Source organism: Brevibacterium sp. LS14 (genome assembly GCF_012027885.1).
GTDB classification, from domain to species: Bacteria; Actinomycetota; Actinomycetes; order Actinomycetales; family Brevibacteriaceae; genus Brevibacterium; species Brevibacterium casei.
The window spans coordinates 185,736-204,213 of sequence record NZ_SJXG01000031.1 but is presented as its reverse complement, the minus strand read 5'-3'; the positions used below and the strand labels follow the sequence as shown (position 1 = coordinate 204,213).

Annotated in this window: 17 protein-coding genes; 5 read left to right on the top strand and 12 right to left on the bottom strand. The window is 65.0% G+C overall.

The window, feature by feature from the left end:
* Together EZE58_RS03805 and EZE58_RS03800 are read right to left on the bottom strand one after the other, a co-directional pair.
* On the bottom strand, nt 1-1,378 hold a 1,378-nt coding region (locus tag EZE58_RS03805), incomplete at its 3' end, for a DUF222 domain-containing protein (RefSeq protein ID WP_240941104.1).
* A 370-nt stretch (nt 1,379-1,748) separates the two neighbouring features.
* On the bottom strand, nt 1,749-2,702 hold the full coding sequence (locus tag EZE58_RS03800; RefSeq protein WP_167559836.1) for a cytochrome c oxidase assembly protein: 954 nt from the start codon (nt 2,700-2,702) through the stop codon (nt 1,749-1,751).
* Nucleotides 2,703-3,147: 445 nt separating this feature from the next.
* On the opposite strand from EZE58_RS03800, the gene EZE58_RS03795 reads away from it, so the two are divergent.
* Both EZE58_RS03795 and EZE58_RS03785 read left to right on the top strand, forming a co-directional pair.
* On the top strand, nt 3,148-3,666 hold the full coding sequence (locus EZE58_RS03795; RefSeq protein WP_167559834.1) for a hypothetical protein: 519 nt from the start codon (nt 3,148-3,150) through the stop codon (nt 3,664-3,666).
* A 305-nt stretch (nt 3,667-3,971) separates the two neighbouring features.
* Complete coding sequence (locus EZE58_RS03785; RefSeq protein WP_063250968.1) at nt 3,972-4,538, top strand: hypothetical protein; 567 nt, start codon at nt 3,972-3,974, stop codon at nt 4,536-4,538.
* A 67-nt stretch (nt 4,539-4,605) separates the two neighbouring features.
* Here the strand turns inward: EZE58_RS03785 and EZE58_RS03780 are convergent, their stop codons facing one another.
* Entirely contained in the window at nt 4,606-6,180 is a 1,575-nt protein-coding gene (locus tag EZE58_RS03780) for a DHA2 family efflux MFS transporter permease subunit (RefSeq protein WP_167559832.1), read from the bottom strand.
* Nucleotides 6,181-6,256: 76 nt separating this feature from the next.
* Here EZE58_RS03780 and EZE58_RS03775 point away from each other — a divergent pair, with 76 nt between their 5' ends.
* On the top strand, nt 6,257-7,600 hold the full coding sequence (locus EZE58_RS03775) for an FAD-dependent oxidoreductase (protein WP_063250970.1): 1,344 nt from the start codon (nt 6,257-6,259) through the stop codon (nt 7,598-7,600).
* Here the strand turns inward: EZE58_RS03775 and EZE58_RS03770 are convergent.
* Nucleotides 7,575-8,264, bottom strand: a complete 690-nt coding sequence (locus EZE58_RS03770) for a hypothetical protein (protein WP_009375085.1) — start codon at nt 8,262-8,264, stop codon at nt 7,575-7,577. The genes EZE58_RS03775 and EZE58_RS03770 overlap by 26 nt on opposite strands.
* A 68-nt stretch (nt 8,265-8,332) precedes the next feature.
* Here EZE58_RS03770 and EZE58_RS03765 point away from each other — a divergent pair, with 68 nt between their 5' ends.
* Nucleotides 8,333-9,049, top strand: a complete 717-nt coding sequence (locus tag EZE58_RS03765) for a PIG-L deacetylase family protein (protein WP_009375083.1) — start codon at nt 8,333-8,335, stop codon at nt 9,047-9,049.
* A gap of 195 nt (nt 9,050-9,244) precedes the next feature.
* On the opposite strand, the gene tpx is transcribed toward EZE58_RS03765, so the two are convergent.
* The 6 genes from tpx to EZE58_RS03735 all read right to left on the bottom strand — a co-directional run bounded on the left by tpx (nt 9,245) and on the right by EZE58_RS03735 (nt 13,085).
* On the bottom strand, nt 9,245-9,745 hold the full coding sequence (gene tpx / locus EZE58_RS03760; RefSeq protein WP_009375080.1) for a thiol peroxidase: 501 nt from the start codon (nt 9,743-9,745) through the stop codon (nt 9,245-9,247).
* Nucleotides 9,746-9,796: 51 nt separating this feature from the next.
* Nucleotides 9,797-10,759, bottom strand: coding sequence for a DUF368 domain-containing protein (locus tag EZE58_RS03755; protein ID WP_167559830.1), 963 nt, complete (start codon nt 10,757-10,759; stop codon nt 9,797-9,799).
* A 144-nt stretch (nt 10,760-10,903) separates the two neighbouring features.
* Nucleotides 10,904-11,419, bottom strand: coding sequence for a DinB family protein (locus EZE58_RS03750; protein WP_009375076.1), 516 nt, complete (start codon nt 11,417-11,419; stop codon nt 10,904-10,906).
* Nucleotides 11,420-11,432: 13 nt separating this feature from the next.
* Nucleotides 11,433-11,804 (bottom strand): VOC family protein, encoded by a 372-nt coding sequence (locus EZE58_RS03745; protein ID WP_167559828.1) that lies wholly within the window; start codon nt 11,802-11,804, stop codon nt 11,433-11,435.
* A gap of 207 nt (nt 11,805-12,011) precedes the next feature.
* Nucleotides 12,012-12,830 (bottom strand): thioesterase family protein, encoded by an 819-nt coding sequence (locus tag EZE58_RS03740; RefSeq protein ID WP_167559826.1) that lies wholly within the window; start codon nt 12,828-12,830, stop codon nt 12,012-12,014.
* A gap of 36 nt (nt 12,831-12,866) precedes the next feature.
* Complete coding sequence (locus EZE58_RS03735) at nt 12,867-13,085, bottom strand: hypothetical protein (RefSeq protein ID WP_167559824.1); 219 nt, start codon at nt 13,083-13,085, stop codon at nt 12,867-12,869.
* A 41-nt stretch (nt 13,086-13,126) separates the two neighbouring features.
* On the opposite strand from EZE58_RS03735, the gene EZE58_RS03730 reads away from it, so the two are divergent.
* Entirely contained in the window at nt 13,127-13,675 is a 549-nt protein-coding gene (locus tag EZE58_RS03730; RefSeq protein WP_167559822.1) for a GNAT family protein, read from the top strand.
* A gap of 70 nt (nt 13,676-13,745) precedes the next feature.
* Here the strand turns inward: EZE58_RS03730 and EZE58_RS03725 are convergent, their stop codons facing one another.
* Together EZE58_RS03725 and EZE58_RS03720 are read right to left on the bottom strand one after the other, a co-directional pair.
* Nucleotides 13,746-16,070 carry a S1 family peptidase gene (locus EZE58_RS03725; protein ID WP_167559820.1) on the bottom strand — a complete coding sequence of 775 codons (2,325 nt, stop codon included), beginning with the start codon at nt 16,068-16,070 and terminating at the stop codon, nt 13,746-13,748.
* Between the two features lie 276 nt (nt 16,071-16,346).
* Nucleotides 16,347-18,242 carry a S1 family peptidase gene (locus EZE58_RS03720; RefSeq protein WP_167559818.1) on the bottom strand — a complete coding sequence of 632 codons (1,896 nt, stop codon included), beginning with the start codon at nt 18,240-18,242 and terminating at the stop codon, nt 16,347-16,349.
* Between the last annotated feature and the right edge of the window lie 236 nt (nt 18,243-18,478).

Here is an 18,478-nt window from a genome sequence, read left to right as displayed (position 1 = left end):
GGGTGACTGAGTGGATGCGGGAGGTGAGCAACCCGTTCAATGCCGCCCCGGACACCGGGTCGAGCAGTCCCCCGAGCACCCAGTCCCCGTTGCGCTTGGGCCGGACCGTCACCGAATAGTCCGTACGCGGGGTCTCCTCACAAGGTTTGGCCCCGTCGGGGTCGATATAGGCAAGCATCCGATCGAAGATCCCCCGCAGATCCTTCACCCGCACCTGGGGTGCATAGTCGACGAGGCGTTTCTCCACATCGGCCCGCTGCTCGGCTGACACCCAGGCGGGCAGGTCATCAAGGCAGTCATCGATGGCTTTCGCCTGCCCGGCCGAAAGCACCCCGGCATGGAGGCCATCGGCGACTTCCGGACACAACGGTTGCAGGGCTTGCCCGGTGGTATCGACCCTGCCCCCGAGGTTCTTCGCCAACTCGGCCCGCCGGTTCGCCTCGGTCGGGGTGAGGTTGAGCCGGTCGCGGATGAGGGATTTCGTGTCCTTGGCACCTGTGTCCGTTGGTGTTCCGACACGTTCGTAGACCGACAGGGCCAGGGTGGAAAGCGCCTCGGTGATCCGGGACAGGGCCTCGGTGCCATCGATGAGCAGGAGAGCCTCATCCGGGCCCATGGGCCGGTCGAAGGAGCGCAACCCGGTGCTGAAGTCCATGAGCGTGGTGATGCTGGTCGTGACTTCCGGAGCGAACCCCGACAGGTCCGCCCACGCGGTGTCAGTGAGCAGAGGGTGGCGACTCACCCACCCAGGAGCATCAGCCGTCTCGACGGTGCCTGTGCCGACAGTCTCCGGGGTGTCCGTGGTGGGGGTGTCGACGGGAACCGACGTTTTGAAGTCATCAGGAGACTGCGGGATCGACGAGCCGGACGGGAGGGGCCCAGGGGTGTTGGTTGAGTTCGCGGGAGTCGACGGCACCCGCTGTGACTGGCCATTGCGGGCGGTCGCGGGCAGGTCGCCGGGATGGGCGGTGTCGTCTGGGATCGGGTGTTCGGGGTCCTGTGAGGGAGCATCGCCGGGCCACTCGTCCGTCTCTTCTCCGCCGTTGTCTCGGCGAGGTCCGAAGAGGTCGATATCGGAGTCATCGATCGTGGAGAAGTAGTCGAATGCGGGGTCCTCGGGGACCGGGGTGTTGGTGGTGACGGGGTCGAGGGCGTCGAAGTCGTCGGCGAGGGGGTGTCCGGTGAGGTCGAATCCGGCCTGGGCGAGTTGGTCGCGCAGTGACTGGAGTTCTTCGCTGATCGCCTCGTCACGTGGACCATCAGCCGCGGGTGTCCTGCGGGAGTTCGTCGACGTCTCATCGGGCCCGGGCGCATTCTGCGAGGGAGTCGGAGCGTGGCGCTTCGGCTTCTTCGGGGTGCGGTCCGGGGTGAGAGTCATGGCCTCCTGGTCCATTCATCAACGTCGGTGTTGATGCTCCTAGTATACACCTATTTCGGTGTTTTCAATGGTTTTCTTTGTTTTTTGTTCGACTATTTGACTACTGTTCTATGCGCTTCGAATCCCTTGTCAACTGTTCTTGTTCTCAAGTGTGCTGGGTGTGTGATGGTCTGCGCTTCTGATCAGGGGCGAATGTGCGCAGTGACTCTCCGAACGCCTTAGCAGTGGTCCCCGGTCGGCTGGGGCGTGAGGCCGATCGACGCGGTCGGTTCGGCTTGGTTGCAGCTGATCGACGCGGCGGGTTCGGCCTGGTTGGGGGTGATCTTACGCGCCGGTGATGACACCGGGGCAAAACACGACCAGCGGAGCCTCAGCCCCGCTCTTCTCCACGCGCGAGTCCTTTGAGGTACTCGTTGTAGGCGTCGAGCTCCTTGTCACCGTGCTCCGCAACTGAGCGGTCGCGGATCTCGTTGTTCTTCGACTCCTGCCGGAACCAGGTGATGAGGATGATGAGGAGGATGAGAACGGCAGGGCCTTCGCCGTAGGCCCACGCGATCCCACCGGCGAGCTTCTGGTCTTCCATCGGGTCGATCCCCCACCTCGGCGGGAGTTGGGCGAAACGATCGACCAACGGAAGGGTCGCCATCATGACGATGACGCCGAAGAACGCATGGAGGCCTGCCTCCATGAAGGAGTGGAAGATGCGGACGACGTGGGATTCGGGAACCGGCAGCGGATCGGCGGGGATGAGGGTCGCGTTGAACACGATTCCCGTGAAGAGGAAGACGAGCTCGAGCGCGATGTGCACGCCGATCCCCTGGTTGAAGACCCAGCTCGCCGCGTTCGAGAGGTAGAGGCCGTAGAAGAGGACAAGGAAGAGCGGAATCGAGAACAGAGGATGGACGATCACCTTGCCCGGCCATGACCGCAGTCCGAAGATCGCCGTCTTGAGCACCATCCGGCCGGGAAGATTGCGCGGCGTCGACCGCAGGAGCAACGTACCTGGAGCGCCGAGGAGGAGCAGCGGCGGCACTGCCATCATCAGCGTCATCTGCTGGAACATGAAGACCGAGAACATGACCTGGCCATAGCCCTCGATCGCAAGGCCCATCGTCGCGGCGAGCAGCGCGCACCCGAGGAGGAAAAGGATCCCCCTCCACGCCGGCCACGGCCGACCCTGCACAGCCAGACGAATCCAGCCAACGGTATAAGCGAGGGCGACGAGCCCGGCGATGACGGGGATGACGGGAATGGGCTGTAGGTCGAAGCCGAGGAATGCGCTCAGCGAAGGGGCTTCAGTCGGGATCCACGTCAGGTCGGTCATTGTTCAGGTGATACCAATCTTGCAGGGATTGTGCGCACGCTCTTGTCGCTCGCGCAACGGTCATGTCCTCGGTCAAGATTACTCCCCACAGATGTGCGCGTCGCCGCGTGCTCTTGTCGCGAGGCGTCGTGCGCCTGCCATATCCGTGGGAGGTGCAACGGGCGGTTGGGCCCCTTCGACTCGTGGGTGGGTTATCCACAGATTCAACTTCATCTGTTCTCAATCGGCGGGAACTCGCATAATGTGGTGCTCCCGGGCACCCGGACAGTGACGGTGCCGGAATCACGGACCACAGAGGCGTGGAATGAGAACCGGATTCGCTACACCCGTTCGTCGACCCTGGTTTCATCGCGCGCGTGGAACACGCCGCAGTCGGGCGTCGATTGCAGTCGCTGCGATCGTCGCCCTGAGCGCGTTCACAACGGCATGTGCTGACAATTCTCCGGTGAGCGCGCCCACGTCGACGCTCCCAGCGCCGCAACCATCGGAAACGGTAAGTTCGCCATCCGTTCCCTCGTACACCACCGACCTCGACCTCACCGACGAGGAGAAAGAAGCGGTGGAAGGGGCGCTGGTGGCATTCGATGGGTACATCAACACGATCAATTCTGTGTATTCCGGCAATTTTGAAGAAGCTGATCGATTCCAAGAATTTGCAAGTGGAGATGCTCTAGCTTCCATAAAGGCAGAAGCCGAATCCATCCAGTCCAAGCAAGCAGACTTTGAGGGGGAGATTTCGCCTCTTTCAGTTGAAGTCGTCAAAGTCGAAGGTGATACGAACGATCAGCCGCCGGCGAAAGTGGTAGTTCTGTTCTGCGTAGACACGACTCAATGGAGCCTCACTGAAGCAGGAAAACAGCCAACGACCAATCCCGATGGAAAAGTCACGATGGAACATCAAATCCAGCAGGCTCAGGGCTCATGGAAGGTGAACAAACAGTCTCTCTGGGAACGAAAATGCTAAAGCGCATCAACTTTCTCCAGATTCCACTCTTTTTGGCTATGTTGGCGGCTCTCTTCTTAGCGGGTCCAATCCCGATCGCTCACGCTGGCCCCGGATGCTCGATCGGCGATACAAGCAAATGTGAAGCTATTAATCCTCCAGCTCCTCCCGGCCCGGGAGACGGCGGCGGCTCCGGGGGTGGTGGCGAGGGCGGCTCGGGTGGCGGCGGCTCAGGCGGAGGAGGATCTGACGGCGGCGGGAGTGGCGGCGGAGGCGGCTCTGGCGGAGGGGGCTCCGGTGGCGGCGGGAGTGGTCCGCCCGACTGCGTGTACGAAGAGCTCGGCTACATCTGCGCGGACCTTCCCGATCCGCCAGGTGGCGGCGGTGGAGGCGGGGGTCCTGCTCGGCCGGAACCGCCGACCGAGATCCCCGAATCACAGTTCCAAACGTTCGACATCCCTGCACCCAAGATCAGTGCATGGCCCAAGGACTGGGCGGTCATCGGCAAGCCCGCGGCGTTCTGGACCGACGCCGATGTCAGTTACATCGACATGACTCTCCTCGGCTACGCCGTCACGGTCAAAGTCACACCCGAGAAGTACAACTGGGACTTCGGCGACGGCACCGGCGCGACGACGACCAAGAAGGGATCGAAGCCGAAACCCGGCGACGACCCGGTCATCGGCCACGACTTCCAGAAGGTCGGCCCGACGACTGTCAGCATGACGACGACCTTCAGCGGTGAGTTCTCTGTCGACGGCGGTCCGTGGATCCCCATCGACGGCTACGCCTATGTCGCGAGCAACGAGCTGACCATCGATGTCTACCGGTTCCACCGTTACCTCGTCGACGAGGACTGCACAGCGAATCCTGGCGGCCCTGACTGCCAGTGACTTCGGCGGCCTTCCCCGCGTAAGCTACGCGTGCCCCGCCCCAGGCACAACCACCGCCCCAACCGAGTCACCTCTCCACACGGTGCTTCCTCCGCTCGAAGAACATCACAGCGATGAAACCGATGACGACGACCGCAGCCGGGACCCACAGCGCCTGCCCCATCGCATCCGCGAAACTGGAGGCTATCGCTTCGGGCATCCCGGATCCGTCAGGTCCAACCCCACCGCCGGCACCACCCGCGCCAGCCCCAGCCCCACCGGAAGCCCCAGCCCCACCGGAACCTCCAACACCGGCTTCACCGCCGCCGGCCAGGCCGCTGGCATCACCGATGTTGGCCTCAAGCCGGGCCTCCATCGCCACAGCGATCGCCGCACTGCCGAGCACCGCCCCGACCTGACGCACCGTGTTGTACACACCTGACCCAGCGCCCGCGTAGTGCAGCGGCAGATTCCGCGTCGCTGTCGAACTGATCGGTGCCCACATGAAACCGTTGGCCACGCCCAGCAACACGATCGCCGGCACCACCCTCCACGGCGACGAGTTCGCATCGAGGAGTGCGCCCAACCAGAACAGTCCCACAGAGAACGCCGCCAGCCCGATCCCCGCCAGCAGCCGCGGATTGCCCGTGTCCACCATCCGGCCCACGAACGGGGCGAGCAGCGTCGAAACGACGGCCATGGGCGCAAGCAGCAGCGCCGCCTGGGTCGGGGTGTACCCGAGGACGTTCTGCGCCCACAGCATGAACGGGAACGCCATCGACGTGACACCGAATCCGACGGTCGTCATGGCGACGCAGGCGAGCGAGAAGTTCCGGTCACGGAACAGCGAGAGGGGGACGAGCACCTCGGCGGTGGTGTGCTTCTGCCACAGCACGAACGCCACGAGGAAGGCCAACCCGCCCCCGATGACGAACGGCACGGTGATCGGCCCGATGAGCGGACCCCATTCGACCGCGTGCGCCTGCTGAATTCCGTAGACGAGGAGGAACATCCCGCACGCGGAGAGGACGACACCGAGCCAGTCGAAGCTGTGCGGATGCGTCTGCAGGCGCGGGACCAGACGCCACGCGAGCACGAGGCCGATGAGCCCCACGGGCACGTTGACGAAGAAGATCCACTCCCAGCCGAAACCATCGACGAGCAGTCCCCCGATGATCGGCCCGAGCAGCGTGGCGATGCCCGCCACGGCACCCCACAGTCCCATCGCGGGACCGCGCCGGTCCGGCGGGAAGACGCGCGTGATCACGGCCATCGTCTGCGGCGTCATCGCCGCAGCTCCGAGTCCCTGGACGATGCGGGCGGCGATGAGCGCTCCGACACTGGCCGTCAGCCCGCACCACAGCGACGCCAGGGTGAACACGACGAGACCGACGAGGTAGACCCTCTTCGGGCCGTACTTGTCACCGAGTCGACCCGTGATGAGCAGCGGTACGACATAGGCGAGTAGATACGCCGACGTCACCCACACGACCGCGTTGATGTCGGCGCCGAGCGACGCCATGATGTCGGGCATCGCAACGGAGACGATCGTCGAATCGACGAGGATCATGAAGAAGCCGACGCACAGTGCCCAGAGTGCTCGCCACGGATTCGCCGGTTGAGACGAGCTCGACGGCTCGGATGACGCTGCTGAGTTGTTCACTGCCTCATCCTCAACCCGTCCATATTCTCAGTCAACTCACACAGGAAAACCCAACAGAACCTGTCAGACTGTCGCCATGGTCTGTCGACTCACCGAGCTGCTCCCCGATTCCCACTGGCCAGTCGTCATCATCGGCGCAGGTCAAGCGGGTCTTTCCGCCGCCCATTACCTATGGCGCGACGGTCTGAAGCCGGGCCGGGACTTCATCGTCCTCGATGCCGCCGACGGTCCTGGCGGCGCTTGGCGACAGCGTTGGGAATCACTCACCCTGGGGTCGACGAACCACATCGCCGACCTCCCCGGCTTCCCGTTGGGCACCCCCGATCCCTCGGTCCCCGCCTCGGCGATCGTCACCGACTACTACTCCCGCTTCGAGGACGAACTCGAACTCTGCGTCGTCCGCCCCGCCGAGGTGGCGAACGTGACCTCGGCCGACCCCGGCACCGGACCACTGCAGATCACCGTCCGCCTCGACGGCGAACGCGTCCACCTCACCAGCGATTTCATCATCAACGCCACCGGCACGTGGACGCATCCCTACGTCCCCTTCGTCCCCAGCATCGCCGAGTTCGAGGGCCTGCAGCTCCACACCGCCCAGTTCCGCGGCGTCGAGGACTTCCGCGGACTGCGCACCCTCGTCGTCGGCGGCGGTATCTCCGCCACCCAGTTCCTCCTCCAGCTCGCCGAGGTGACCGATACCCTCTGGGCCACCCGACGTCCCCCGAACTTCACCGCCAGAGAGTTCGACGGCAACTGGGGTCTCGAAGTCGAACGGGCGGTGCGCTCCCGCACCCTCGCGGGTCTGCCGCCGGCCAGCGTCGTCCGCACCACCGGTCTTCCGCTGCGACGCGAGTTCCTCGACGGTGTCGAGGCCGGGATCCTCGTCTCCCATGGGATGTTCGACGAGATCCTCCCCCACGGCGTCCACTTCCCCGCCCGCCCCGCCGAGGCGACCGCCTCATCCGAAGGACTCGGACCCTCCCGGAGCGACCGCCTCGCCCTCCCCCAATCCTGGCAGCCCTTCCCCGAAGAACGGGTCGAAGACGTCGACGTCATCTTCTGGAACACGGGCTTCCGAGCCGCGCTCAACCACCTCGCTCCCCTGCACCTGCGCTCCCGAGAAGGCGGAATCGCCATGGACACCGAGGTGGCGGTGAAGAACGATCACCGCATCTTCCTCGTCGGCTATGGTTCGGCCAGTTCCACGGTGGGGGCGACGCGCGCCGGGCGCATCGCCGCCCGTGAACTCCTCAAACGGCTCGACACCCTCGACTCCGCCCCCGCGATGGACAGCAATGAGGCAGCGGCGCGTCGGACGTCCGGCGGCGCAGCGGACGCAGCTGTCGCGAGCGGCACGGAACACACCCGGGCTCGGCGAGCGGAGGAGGCGACGGTCAGTTCAGCCCCGGCGGCGGAGTGAGCGCATTTCCGGCGAAGCGCACCGTCGGAAGCATCTGCGCGTACACTGCAGCCGCCTCGGCGTCATCGGACTTCGCCACCATCTCGACACTGACCTTGTACAGCCGGCCGTCGTCGCGAATCCCGGCCACTGCCCCGTAGAGCACCGACTCCGTGCTCGCGATCGAACGCACCTCCGACGGCCCCAGCACACCCTGGACCGTCCAGAAGACTCCGCCCGGGGTCTCGCCCACCTTCTCGGAGACAACGCGAGAACCCGATTCCGAGAACGTCACGTCCATGGCCTCGTCGGTGACATCCTGAGGCTGCGTCCCGCCCCACGCGTAGCAGTTGACGCTGATGAGGCGCGCATCGCCGTTCGAGTACAGCCAGTAGCCGGAATAGCCCACCCCATCGCCCCATCGGCGATCCATTGCGAACTCGACGGAGATCGGGCACTCCTCACCGAGCGTGACTGCGACCTCCTCCATCCCGTCCGGGATCGCCTTCTCGGTCGGTTCCGGTGTGGCCTCCGCACTGTCTCTCAGCCCGACTTCGACCGGCTTCGAATTCTGTTCCGACGTGCTCACCCTGAGCGCCGAGCACCCTGTCACGAACAGGCTCAGGCTCAGCATTCCGCCGAGCAGCAGCCGAGGGATCATCAGCAGGCCTTCCGTCGTCGTCACAGACATCGTACGGCACAGAGTCCGCTGCGATCCTGGCGCGAGTCTCCGGGGAGGCATAGGCTCAGGTCATGACCGATCTCCCGCTCCTCGATGATTCCGAACTCTCGCGCATCCTCTGCATCGTCGCCCACCCTGATGACATGGAGTACGGCGCATCCGCGGCCGTCGCGAAGTGGACGGGTGAGGGCAAGACCGTTGCCTATCTTCTCCTCACACACGGCGAGGCGGGCATCAGGAACCTCCCGCCTGTCGAAGTCGGCCCGTTGCGCGCCGAGGAACAGGCGAATGCCTGTCGCATCGTCGGCGTCGACGACCTCGAGATCCTCGACTTCCCCGACGGACTGCTCGAACCCGATCAGGCGCTCCGGCACGCGATCGCGAAGAGGATCCGCGAATTCCGTCCCGACGCCGTGATGATGACCAACTGGCGCCTCGAAGTCCCGTGGGGCCTCAATCATGTCGACCACCGCGCAACGGGGATTGCGACGATCGATGCGATCCGAGACGCGGACAATCCGTGGCTGTTCACCGACCTTGCGGCTGCCGGTCTCGCCGCGTGGAAGGCGACCCGTCTCCTCGTCACCGGCTCCGAGCCGACGAACGCGATCGAGCTCAGCTCCGAGGACGTCGCCAAGGGCGTCGCCTCCCTCGAAGCCCACACCGTCTACCTCGAAGCCCTGTCGGATCATCCGGAGCCCGAGAAGATGATCACTGACATCTGCACGAGCGCAGGTGAAGAGGCCGGAGTCGAGTATGCGCTGCCGGTGCAGGTCATCGACATGTGAGGACCCGGCGCCGTGCGCTGCCCCCTCGACCGCGGATCCCCTGGGCGGCCGATCCTCGACCGCGGATCCTCGGCCGTGGTTCCTCGACCGTGGAGATGAACGTCCACCGCAGACGCCGCTGGGGCTCAGCGAACGGATTCGCTGAGCCCCAGTGGACGGCCGGCAGTGTCCCCGGCGGACGGTGCAGGTGGTGCCTCACTCGCCGAGTGCGGCCACCGCTGCGTCGTAGTCGGGTTCGGTGGTGATCTCGTCGACGAGCTGTTCGTAGACCACGGTGCCGTTGGCGTCGAGGACGACGACGGAGCGGGCGAGCAGTCCGGCCAAGGGTCCGTCGACCATGGTCACACCGTATTCCTTGCCGAAGGCGCTGCGGAATCCGGAGGCGGTGATGACGTTCTCGATGTTCTCAGCACCGCAGAAGCGGGCCTGCGCGAACGGCAGGTCGTTCGAGACGCACACGACTGTGGTGTTCTCGAGGCCGGCGGCGAGTTCGTTGAACTTGCGGACCGAGGCGGCGCACACTCCGGTGTCGACGCTCGGGAAGATGTTGAGCACGACACGGCTGTCGGCGAATTCCGAGGAGTTGACCTCGCCGAGGTCGTTGCCGACGAGCGTGTACGCGGGAGCCTGGGTGCCGACGGCGGGCAGATCGCCGACGGTGTGGACGGGGTTGCCTTCGAGTGCTGTGGTCGCCATGCTTCGATCATTCCTTCACGTGAGGCAGATGCGGTCGAAGCTCACTCTACGTCAAACTCCCTGGCTTGACTCCTCGTTCCGCCGTCCGGCGAAACGCGACTCGATGATGATGAGGATGAGGACGACGACGGCACCGACGGCGGCGAGGAGGATCGGTCCGAGCACCGGATCGTAGGGGGCGAGCAGGCCGCCCGCACCGTGCGGCTCCCCGTCGGAGCCCACCTCGGCGGCGGACTGCCACGGCCACAGGGCGCGGAGGGAGCCGAGCATGAGTCCGGCCATGATGAGCAGCGTCCACCAGCGGTGGTTGTGGAGGAAGTAGCGGAGGATGTTGACGAACACCGCGAGTCCGACCACGGCACCGAGCCCGAAGACCGCGATGTAGACGAGGTTGCGGCTGTCGACGGCCTGCAGCGTCGTCGTGTACATGCCGACGGCGAGGAGGAAGAACGATCCCGAGACGCCGGGGACGACGAGAGCGCAGATGGCGATCGAGGCGACGAGGAAGACGAGGATGAGCGGCGGGTTCTCGACCTCCGCTCCCCCGGCCAGCCCCGTCATCCAGAAGGCCAGCGCCGCCGCGGCGAGGAAGGCGAGGATGCCGAGCAGGATCGGTTGGCGGGGCGTCCTGGCCGGCAGCATCCGCAGCGGGACGACGATGCTCGCCGCGACGAGACCGAAGAAGAGTCCGCGGGCGAGCTCGGGGTTGTTCGTGACGAACCCGGCCATGATGCCGGCGATGCTGAAGACGGCGGTCGCCATTCCGAGGAGGACGGGGATGATGAGGAACCAGTCGGTGCGGCGCAGCTCGTCGAGCATGCCTCTGACCCGGTTCGGCCCCGTCACCAGCGTCTTCGCGGCCTTGACGACGTGCGCAGCGGAATCGATGAGCTCATCGTAGACTCCGGTGACCAGGGCGACCGTACCGCCGGAGACTCCCGGGACGAGCTCGGCGGAGCCGATGAGGAAACCGCGGACGAGGTCGAGCGGGATCCACGCCTTCGAACGCGGCACGGGGTTGTCGGAAGCACTCGTGGTGTCAGGGGCAGGTGAGGTCAAGGATCGCCTTCGTCAGGGGGCAGGGAAAGAACGTCTCCTTCCAGGGTCTCATATGCACCGTCCCGACCGCCTGTTCACAGCGGTCTCTGAAGCGTGATGTCAGTCGCCGACGCTGCCGTCGATGCTCTCCCGGATGAGATCGGCGTGACCGGCATGCCGTGCGTACTCCTCGATCATGTGGATGAGCACCCAGCGCACATTGTGCACGTGGCCGTGACGTCGTCGTACCAGCTCCTGATCGAGATCGTCGACTCCGTCGAGGACCCTTCGGGCAGCTGTGCACGCCGTCTCGTGGAGGTCGAGGAGATCCTGAAGGGAGTCGTCGGCGGCGCTGTGGAAGTCCCAGTCGGGGTCAGCTCGCCAGTCGATGGTCGCGAACGGTTCGGGCAGATCCTCACCGAGGATGTCCTCGAGGAACCACGAGTACTCGACGAGGCTGAGGTGCTTGATGATCCCGCCGAGCGTCAGCGTCGACGCACCGACCGTGCGGTTGAGGTCCGCAGAGCTCAGGCCGTCGACCTTGCGTCTGAGCACCTGTCGGTAGTACTCGAGGTAGTCGACGAGACCGTCGCGCTCACTCGGTGCGGGTCTCGGATCGTCGAGTGGAAGACTCATCGGGGTTCCTTCCTCAGTTCTGCTTCCGACGGCCGATGTCGAAGACGTAGCCCTCGGGGTCCCTGAGGGTCGTCCATTCGATGCCGAACTCGTCGAACGAGCCGACCTTCGTCGCCCCGAGGGCGATCGCCCGGTCGACGTCAGCCGGATAGTGCGGATCGTCGAGGTCGATGTGCAGCGGGTTCTTCGTTTCGACGTGGTCGTCGACCTTGAGGAAGAGCATGCCCGGGGTCGGCGAGTCTCCGGAGTGGATGCCGCCGATGCTCGCAACGAACTCATTGGCCCCGTCGTCGATCTCTGCGCCGAGGAGCTCGGCCCAGAACAGCGACTGGGTTTCGACGTCGAGGCAGTCGAAGGTGATGCTCAGGGAGTGAAGTGAAGCCATGCCTTCGGGTTCCTTCCGGGTCGGTTCTCTCTGCTGTGGTGCGATGATCGGCGACGCCTGATCGGCGGTGGTGAACTCACCCTAGCCTTCGCCACTGACACGACCGCCCCGCTCGGTCACGAACCGCAGTCGGCCGTCACATGACGCGCGCACGACAGTCCCGAGAGACGTCCGAGGGTCGCACTTCCCCTCCCCGCGTCGGAGCGGTCAGCTGCGAGGCTGTCGGGCGAGCTGCCGGGACTGGGCGACGAGGCGCCCGGTCGAGTCCCACAGCTCGCAGTCCTCTTCGAACATGCCGCCGGCGATGTTGCGCGTCTCGACCTTCACCGCGATCCAGCCCGGCGCCGGGAGGGCGCGGACGTGCGCGGTGAGCTCCATCGTCGGTGACCAGCCGAACCGTCCGAGGTCGAACATCACCGGCGGGAAGGCGTCGAGGAAGGCGAGGAGGGCGAGGGGGTCGGCATCGGCACCGTCTCCGAGCCGGATCCAGCCCTGGAGCAGACCGCGCCCGCTCGGCTTCCCGGCCGCGAAGCCCGCCGTGGCGGGGCCGAGGCGCATGTCGTATTGGGAGACGATCGGTGCGGCGTCGAGGAATTCCCGGGGTCCGTCGGCCATGGGCATGCAGTCCTCGGGCGCGGGGAGGTCCGGTGGACTCGCCGAGGTGGCGACATCGCCCGGCAGTCCACCGAGGCTGCCGTACGTGGCCAGGGCCGTCATCGTCGGTCGTCCGTCCTGGGTGAGCTCGGCTCCCAGCGTCGCACTCGAGCGTCCCGTCCGGATGGTCCGTACGGCCACCTCGGCGGGACCGGCATCACCGGGACCGAGATAGTACGCGGAGATGACGAGAGGGTCCGGAAGGTCGGGAACGGTCTCGGAGAGCGCTCGGCCCATCACGCCGAGGAGGTAGCCGCCGTTGATCGCGCCGGCAACCTTCCAGCTTCCATCGAGATCGGCGGCGAAGGTGGACTCGGACGTCGGCGTCACGGAGGTCGCACGGGCGAAGTCGCTGAGGGTTTGGCTCGTCATGTGATCCACGTTACCACTGACTGAACGTTCGACAAGTCATGTCCGGCGGGCGGACTGGCGTTCGCTGCCACGGCGATAGTTGCCCGTGACGCGGGCAAGGAGCTGCTGGTCGGCGGCGTCGCCTGCCCCGAGCTTGGGAATGAGCGTCGCAGCCTGCTTGCCGCCGAGTTCCATCACGGTGCGACCGCCGCGGCCGATGATGATCATGCCGGACTTCGTGATGCGGTAGTCGAACGGATCGTCGTCGAGGCTCATTCCCACTCCCCTGTCTGCGCCGGCGCAGTACGGTTGTCTCCATGAGCATAGTCCTCGAGCCGATCGACCCGCGTGGGAGTGATCGGGACCGACTCATCGAGTTCTTCTCAGAGAATGTGTTCCCGTTCCATGCGAACTCGGGATCCCGCACGCCCGAGCAGGCCGCTGCGTTCGTCGACTCCGCCGGGTTCGTCGGCGACGGCGGCGCCGCGTTCTGGGTCGTCGACCCGGAGTGCGGGCGGGTCGGTCTCGTCCGGTTCGACGACCTCGGCGATGACACTCCGATGTTCGATCTGCGGCTGGATGAACGGCACCGCGGACGGGGTCTGGGGGTGCCGACGCTCAGGGCGGTGACCGATCATCTCTTCACGACCACCTCGGCGAATCGGTTCGAAGGGCAGACCCGCGAGGACAACATCGCGATGAGGACGGTGTTCGTCCAGGCCGGCTGGTCGAAGGAGGCGCACCATCGCCGAGCGTGGCCGGTCGGAGACGGCGAAGTCCGGGATGCGGTGGGGTACGCGATCCTCCGGGAGGAATGGGAGACGGGGAACTCGGTTCCGGTGCGGTGGGACGACTTTCGAGCGTGAAGGAGGGGCGCTCCCAGTGGGAACGCCCCTCGCGAGACCTCACACAGTCACACAGTGACCGTCAGAGACTTCAGTTCTTCTTCACCCGACGCATCGTCAGCACCACAGCAGCACCACCGACGAGCAGCAGACCCGCACCAGCAGCAAGACCGGTCAGCTCAGCACCGGTACGCGGCAGATCCGAACCACCGCCGCCGTTGCCACCGTCCTTGCCGTCATCGGAGCCACCGCCGCCGTTGCCCTGGTCATCAGCGACGACCTTGAACGAACCGGTCAGAGGCGACTCGTCATCGGTGTCATTGGCACCCGTGACGGAGACGTCGTACTTGCCGACGTAGACCGAGGGGTTCGAAGCGCTCGTTCCGTAGATCGAGAACCTGGCCACACCGTCGGCGTTCGCCGTCTCGGTCAGCGCGATGCCCTTGACGTTCTCCGGACCGGCCATGACCTCGAGAGTGACCTTCTCGCCCTCGTCGAAGCCCTTGACCGTGATCTTCACGCCCTTGTCCTCCTTGACGAACTCGGAGGCAGCGATCTCCTTCGGCTCGATCGCGATGGCACGCTCGGCAGGAGCTTCGCCATCCTTCGAGTCATCGGCGTCAGCGTTGGAGTCCTTCGAGTCCGCAGCCGCATCAGCGTTGGCGTCCTTGGCGTCGGCACCCGCGTCAGCGTTCGCGTTCGAGTCGTCGCCCTCAGCGGCAGCGTCAGCGTTCGCGTCGTCGCCTTCAGCAGCGGCGTCAGCAGTCGTATCATCCGCGGCCTGGACGGTCACGGTGAACGATGTGACGTCGGACTTCTGTCCGTCGACGACGGTCTGCGCCTTGTAGGCGTAATCGCCTTCGGCTTCGGGGCCTTCGAGGGTGAAGTTGCCCTCTGCGTCAGACGTGACGGTCTTCGAGTCCTCCGCCGGAGCGGCCTGCGGGCCGGTACCCGCCGGCGCCCAAGAAACTTCGACCTGGGTGTTCGGTGTGGCTGTACCGGTGACCTGCCCGTTGGGCTTGATCGTCTGGTTCTCAGCCTTCGGCGCTTCCGGCTTCTCAGGGTTGCCATCGTCGGAGGCATCCGCGTCGGCACCATCGGCACCCGCGTCAGCGTTGGCACCAGCGCCGTCGGCACCAGCGTCGCTGTCCGCGCCATCGGCACCCGCGTCAGCGTTGGCACCAGCGCCGTCGGCACCAGCGTCGCTGTCCGCGCCATCGGCACCCGCATCAGCGTTGGCACCAGCGCCATCAGCACCAGCGTCGCTGTCGGCACCATCGGCACCTGCATCAGCGTTCGCATCGTCGCCACCACCGTTGTCCGGCGGGGTGAGACGGAAGTCGGTGCCGGACTGCTGGAGAGAGTAGTCGAGGTCGGCGACCCAGCCGAACTGGAACGTAGTTCCATTCGACTCAGCAGGTCCGCCACCCGAGATCACGCCGACGGCAGTGTCTCCCTGGAAGACGGCGCCACCCGAGTCACCGGGCTGCGAGAACGGGTCATCGACGTCCGACCGGACGCCGAATCCGTGGACCCAGTATCCGCCGATGTTCGCGTAGTCGAACGCCTCGTTGTACTCAGTCCAGACTTCGCCTTCGGTGACTCCGGTAGTGCGACCGGACTTCTGCACGGTGCCAGGCTGCTCAGAGCCGACCTGCTTGATATCAGTCGCGAGCTTCGTCGACAGATCGTTGGTCGACGCGCTCGTCCAATCGGTCACGCCGTTCTTGACGCCGTACTTGGTCTCGTCGACATTGATGACAGCGAAGTCGATGTCAGTGGACTTCGGCTGCGGCCAGCCGTTCGGGTCATCACCGACCAGGTAGTCGCCACTGCCGTAGCTCGAGAATCCCCAGGTGCCGATGACACCGAGTCCGGATCGATTGAATCCGTCGCCCCCGGCAGCAGGAGCTGTCGACGGCTGCTCAGTCTGGTCGACCGTGGACGGCCCCGAAATGACACCGGTGTCCTCGTTGTAGTCTTTCGCGCAGTGTCCCGCGGTGAGGACGATCGGGTTTCCCGCCCCGTCCCAGCCGGAGAAGCCGGTCGAGCAGGCTCCACCGCCGGAGGGAGACGTCACGAGGTAGCCCGCTCCACCGACGATGTCGTTGGCCGCGTAGGGCTTGAGTTCGCCGACGCCTTCGATGACGTCGACATTGTCGAACCTCTTCTCGAGGTCCTTGATTTCGTCGGTCTTCTTCTCAACGCCGAGGTTGAGCTTCCCGTTCTTCACACCGTAGGCGTTGACGTTGCCGGGATCGATCTCTGCCAGAGCCTTCTCGACCTGCTTGTCGCTCTGCACGTCGATCTTCTGCGGGCCGTCCGCCATCGCAGGCGAGGCGAAGAACGCGCTGCCCAGACCAAGCGCCGTAGCAGCTGTCAGAGCGAGCGAGCTCTGCACGAGCTTCTTCTGCATACTTTCCGTCTCTCTTCTCAGGGGAGTTGCTAATGTCACAAAGTGATGACCTTAGTCACAAACAGGTTACGGTCCGCGTCCAGCAACCACCAAGAATCGGGCCCCTGAGCTGTGAACTAAATGAACGAAACAACTCACCCTCTGAGATCGCCGCCAACAAAGGGAACAAGCGTCCTTGACTGCGTCCTCGGACATGAAGGAGGGGCGCTCCCGGTGTCACCACCGGAAACGCCCCTCACGAACCCTCACACAGTCACACGGTGACTGTCAGAGACCTCAGTTCTTCTTGACCCGACGCATCGTCAGCACCACAGTAGCTCCGCCGACGAGCAGCAGTCCCGCACCTGCGGCGAGGCCAGTCAGCTCAGCACCGGTGCGCGGCAGGTCCGAACCACCGTCGCCACCGTCCTTGCCGTCGTCGCTGCCGCCGCCGTTGCCCTGGTCATCTGCGACGACCTTGAACGAACCGGACAGAGCCGACTCATCCTCGGTGTCGTTCGCACCGGTGACGGAGACGTCGTACTTGCCGACGTAGACCGAGGGATCGGACGCGCTCGTTCCGTAGATCGAGAATCGCGCCTCGCCATGGGCGTTCGCCGTTTCGTCGAGCTCGATGCCCTTGACGTTCTCAGGACCGGAGACGAGCTTGAGCGAGACCTTCTCGCCCTCATCGAAGCCCTTGACGGAGATCGTGACCGCCTTGTCCTTCTTGACGAAGTCGGAGGCGGCAATCTCCTTGGGGTCAACGGTGATGTCGCGTTCGACCGGAGCCGGAGTCTCGGTCTTCTCCTCCTCCACCGTCACGGTGAAGGTCGTCGCTTCGGACTCCTGTCCGTCGACGACGGCCACGGCAGAGTAGTCGTACTTGCCCGGAGCCTCGGGTCCTTCGAGTGCGAAGTTGCCATCAGCGTCTGCCTTGACGGTCTTCGACCCTTCCGACGCGGCCTGGGTGCCGTTGGCACCGGCCTTCGACGCGGGCTTCCACTCGAGCTTGACCTCGGCGTTGGCAGCGGCCTTGCCCTTGACCTCGCCCTTGGGCTTGATCGTCTGGTCCTCGGCCTTCGGGGCGGCCGGCGCCTCAGGCGTCTCGGTGCCCGGCTTCTCGATGTTGAACGACTGTCCGGACTGCTCCAGCGAGTAGTCGAGGTCAGCGACCCAGCCGAACTGGGTTCCGTCCGAGAGAGGACCTCCACCGGAGATGACACCGACAGCGGTGTCTCCCTGGAACACTGCGCCACCGGAATCGCCCGGCTGCGAGAACGGCTTGTCACCCGGCGAGGTGACGCCGAAGCCGTGCACCCAGTAGCCGCCGACATTCGTGTAGTCGAAGTCGTACTCGGACCGCGGGATGACCTGACCTTCGGTGAGACCGGTCGTCCGGCCCGACTTCTGGACCTTGCCCTCGGTGTGCGAGCCCACCTTGGCGATGTTGGTGGCGAGCTTCGCCGACAGGTCGTCGGAATCCGCGGTCGACCAGTCCGTCACGCCGTTCTTCACGGTGTACTTCGACTCGTCGACGTTGATGACGGCGAAGTCGATGTCGCCTTCCTTGGGAAGCGGCGGGTTCGGATCGTTCGGATCGAGCAGATCTCCGCTGCCGTAGCTCGTGTAGCCCCACGTGCCGAGGACTCCCAGACCGGACTTGACGAAGCCCTCGCCGCCGTTGGCCTCAGCGGAGCTCGGCTGCTCGGTCTCACCGACGACCGAGTCGCCCTTGATCTCGCCGGTGTCCGCGTTGTAGTCCTTCGAGCAGTGTCCGGCAGTGAGGATGACGGGCTTGCCCGCATCATCCCACCCTGAGAATCCGGTCGAGCACACGCCAGCACCCGCGGGGGTGTTGGCCAGGTAGCCCGCACCGCCGACGACATCGTTCTTCGCGTAGGGCTTGAGTTCCTTGATGCCTTCGGTGACCTTGATGTTCGTGAACTTCTTCTCAAGCTCTTTGATCTCAGCAGTCTTCTTCTCCACGCCGAGGCTGAGCTTGCCGTTGCGCTCACCGTAGGCGTTGACGCCTTCGATGTCGGACAGAGCCTTCTGGATCTGCTTGTCGCTCTGCACGTCGAGCGTCTGCGCTTCCGCGGCCATCGCGGGCGACGCGAAGAACGCGCTGCCGAGGCTGAGCGCCGTAGCGGCGGTCAGGGCGAGTGAACTCTGCACGAGTCTCTTCTGCATACTCTTCGATTCCCTTGGTCGGATTCATTGATGATTGCTCGATGTCCTCGTGCGCGCGTCATCCGAAGATCACGCTCGGGTCACGAGAACAGCTGTTCAACCACCGGCAAGGTTACGGATCGGCAACGACGACGAGCAAGAACAATGCGTGTTGCTCGTGAACAAAACGAACAAAACCTGGATTCTCCGGTCTCGTCCGCGCCACCCAGGTGGCCAGGCGGCCTGCCCGTTATGAT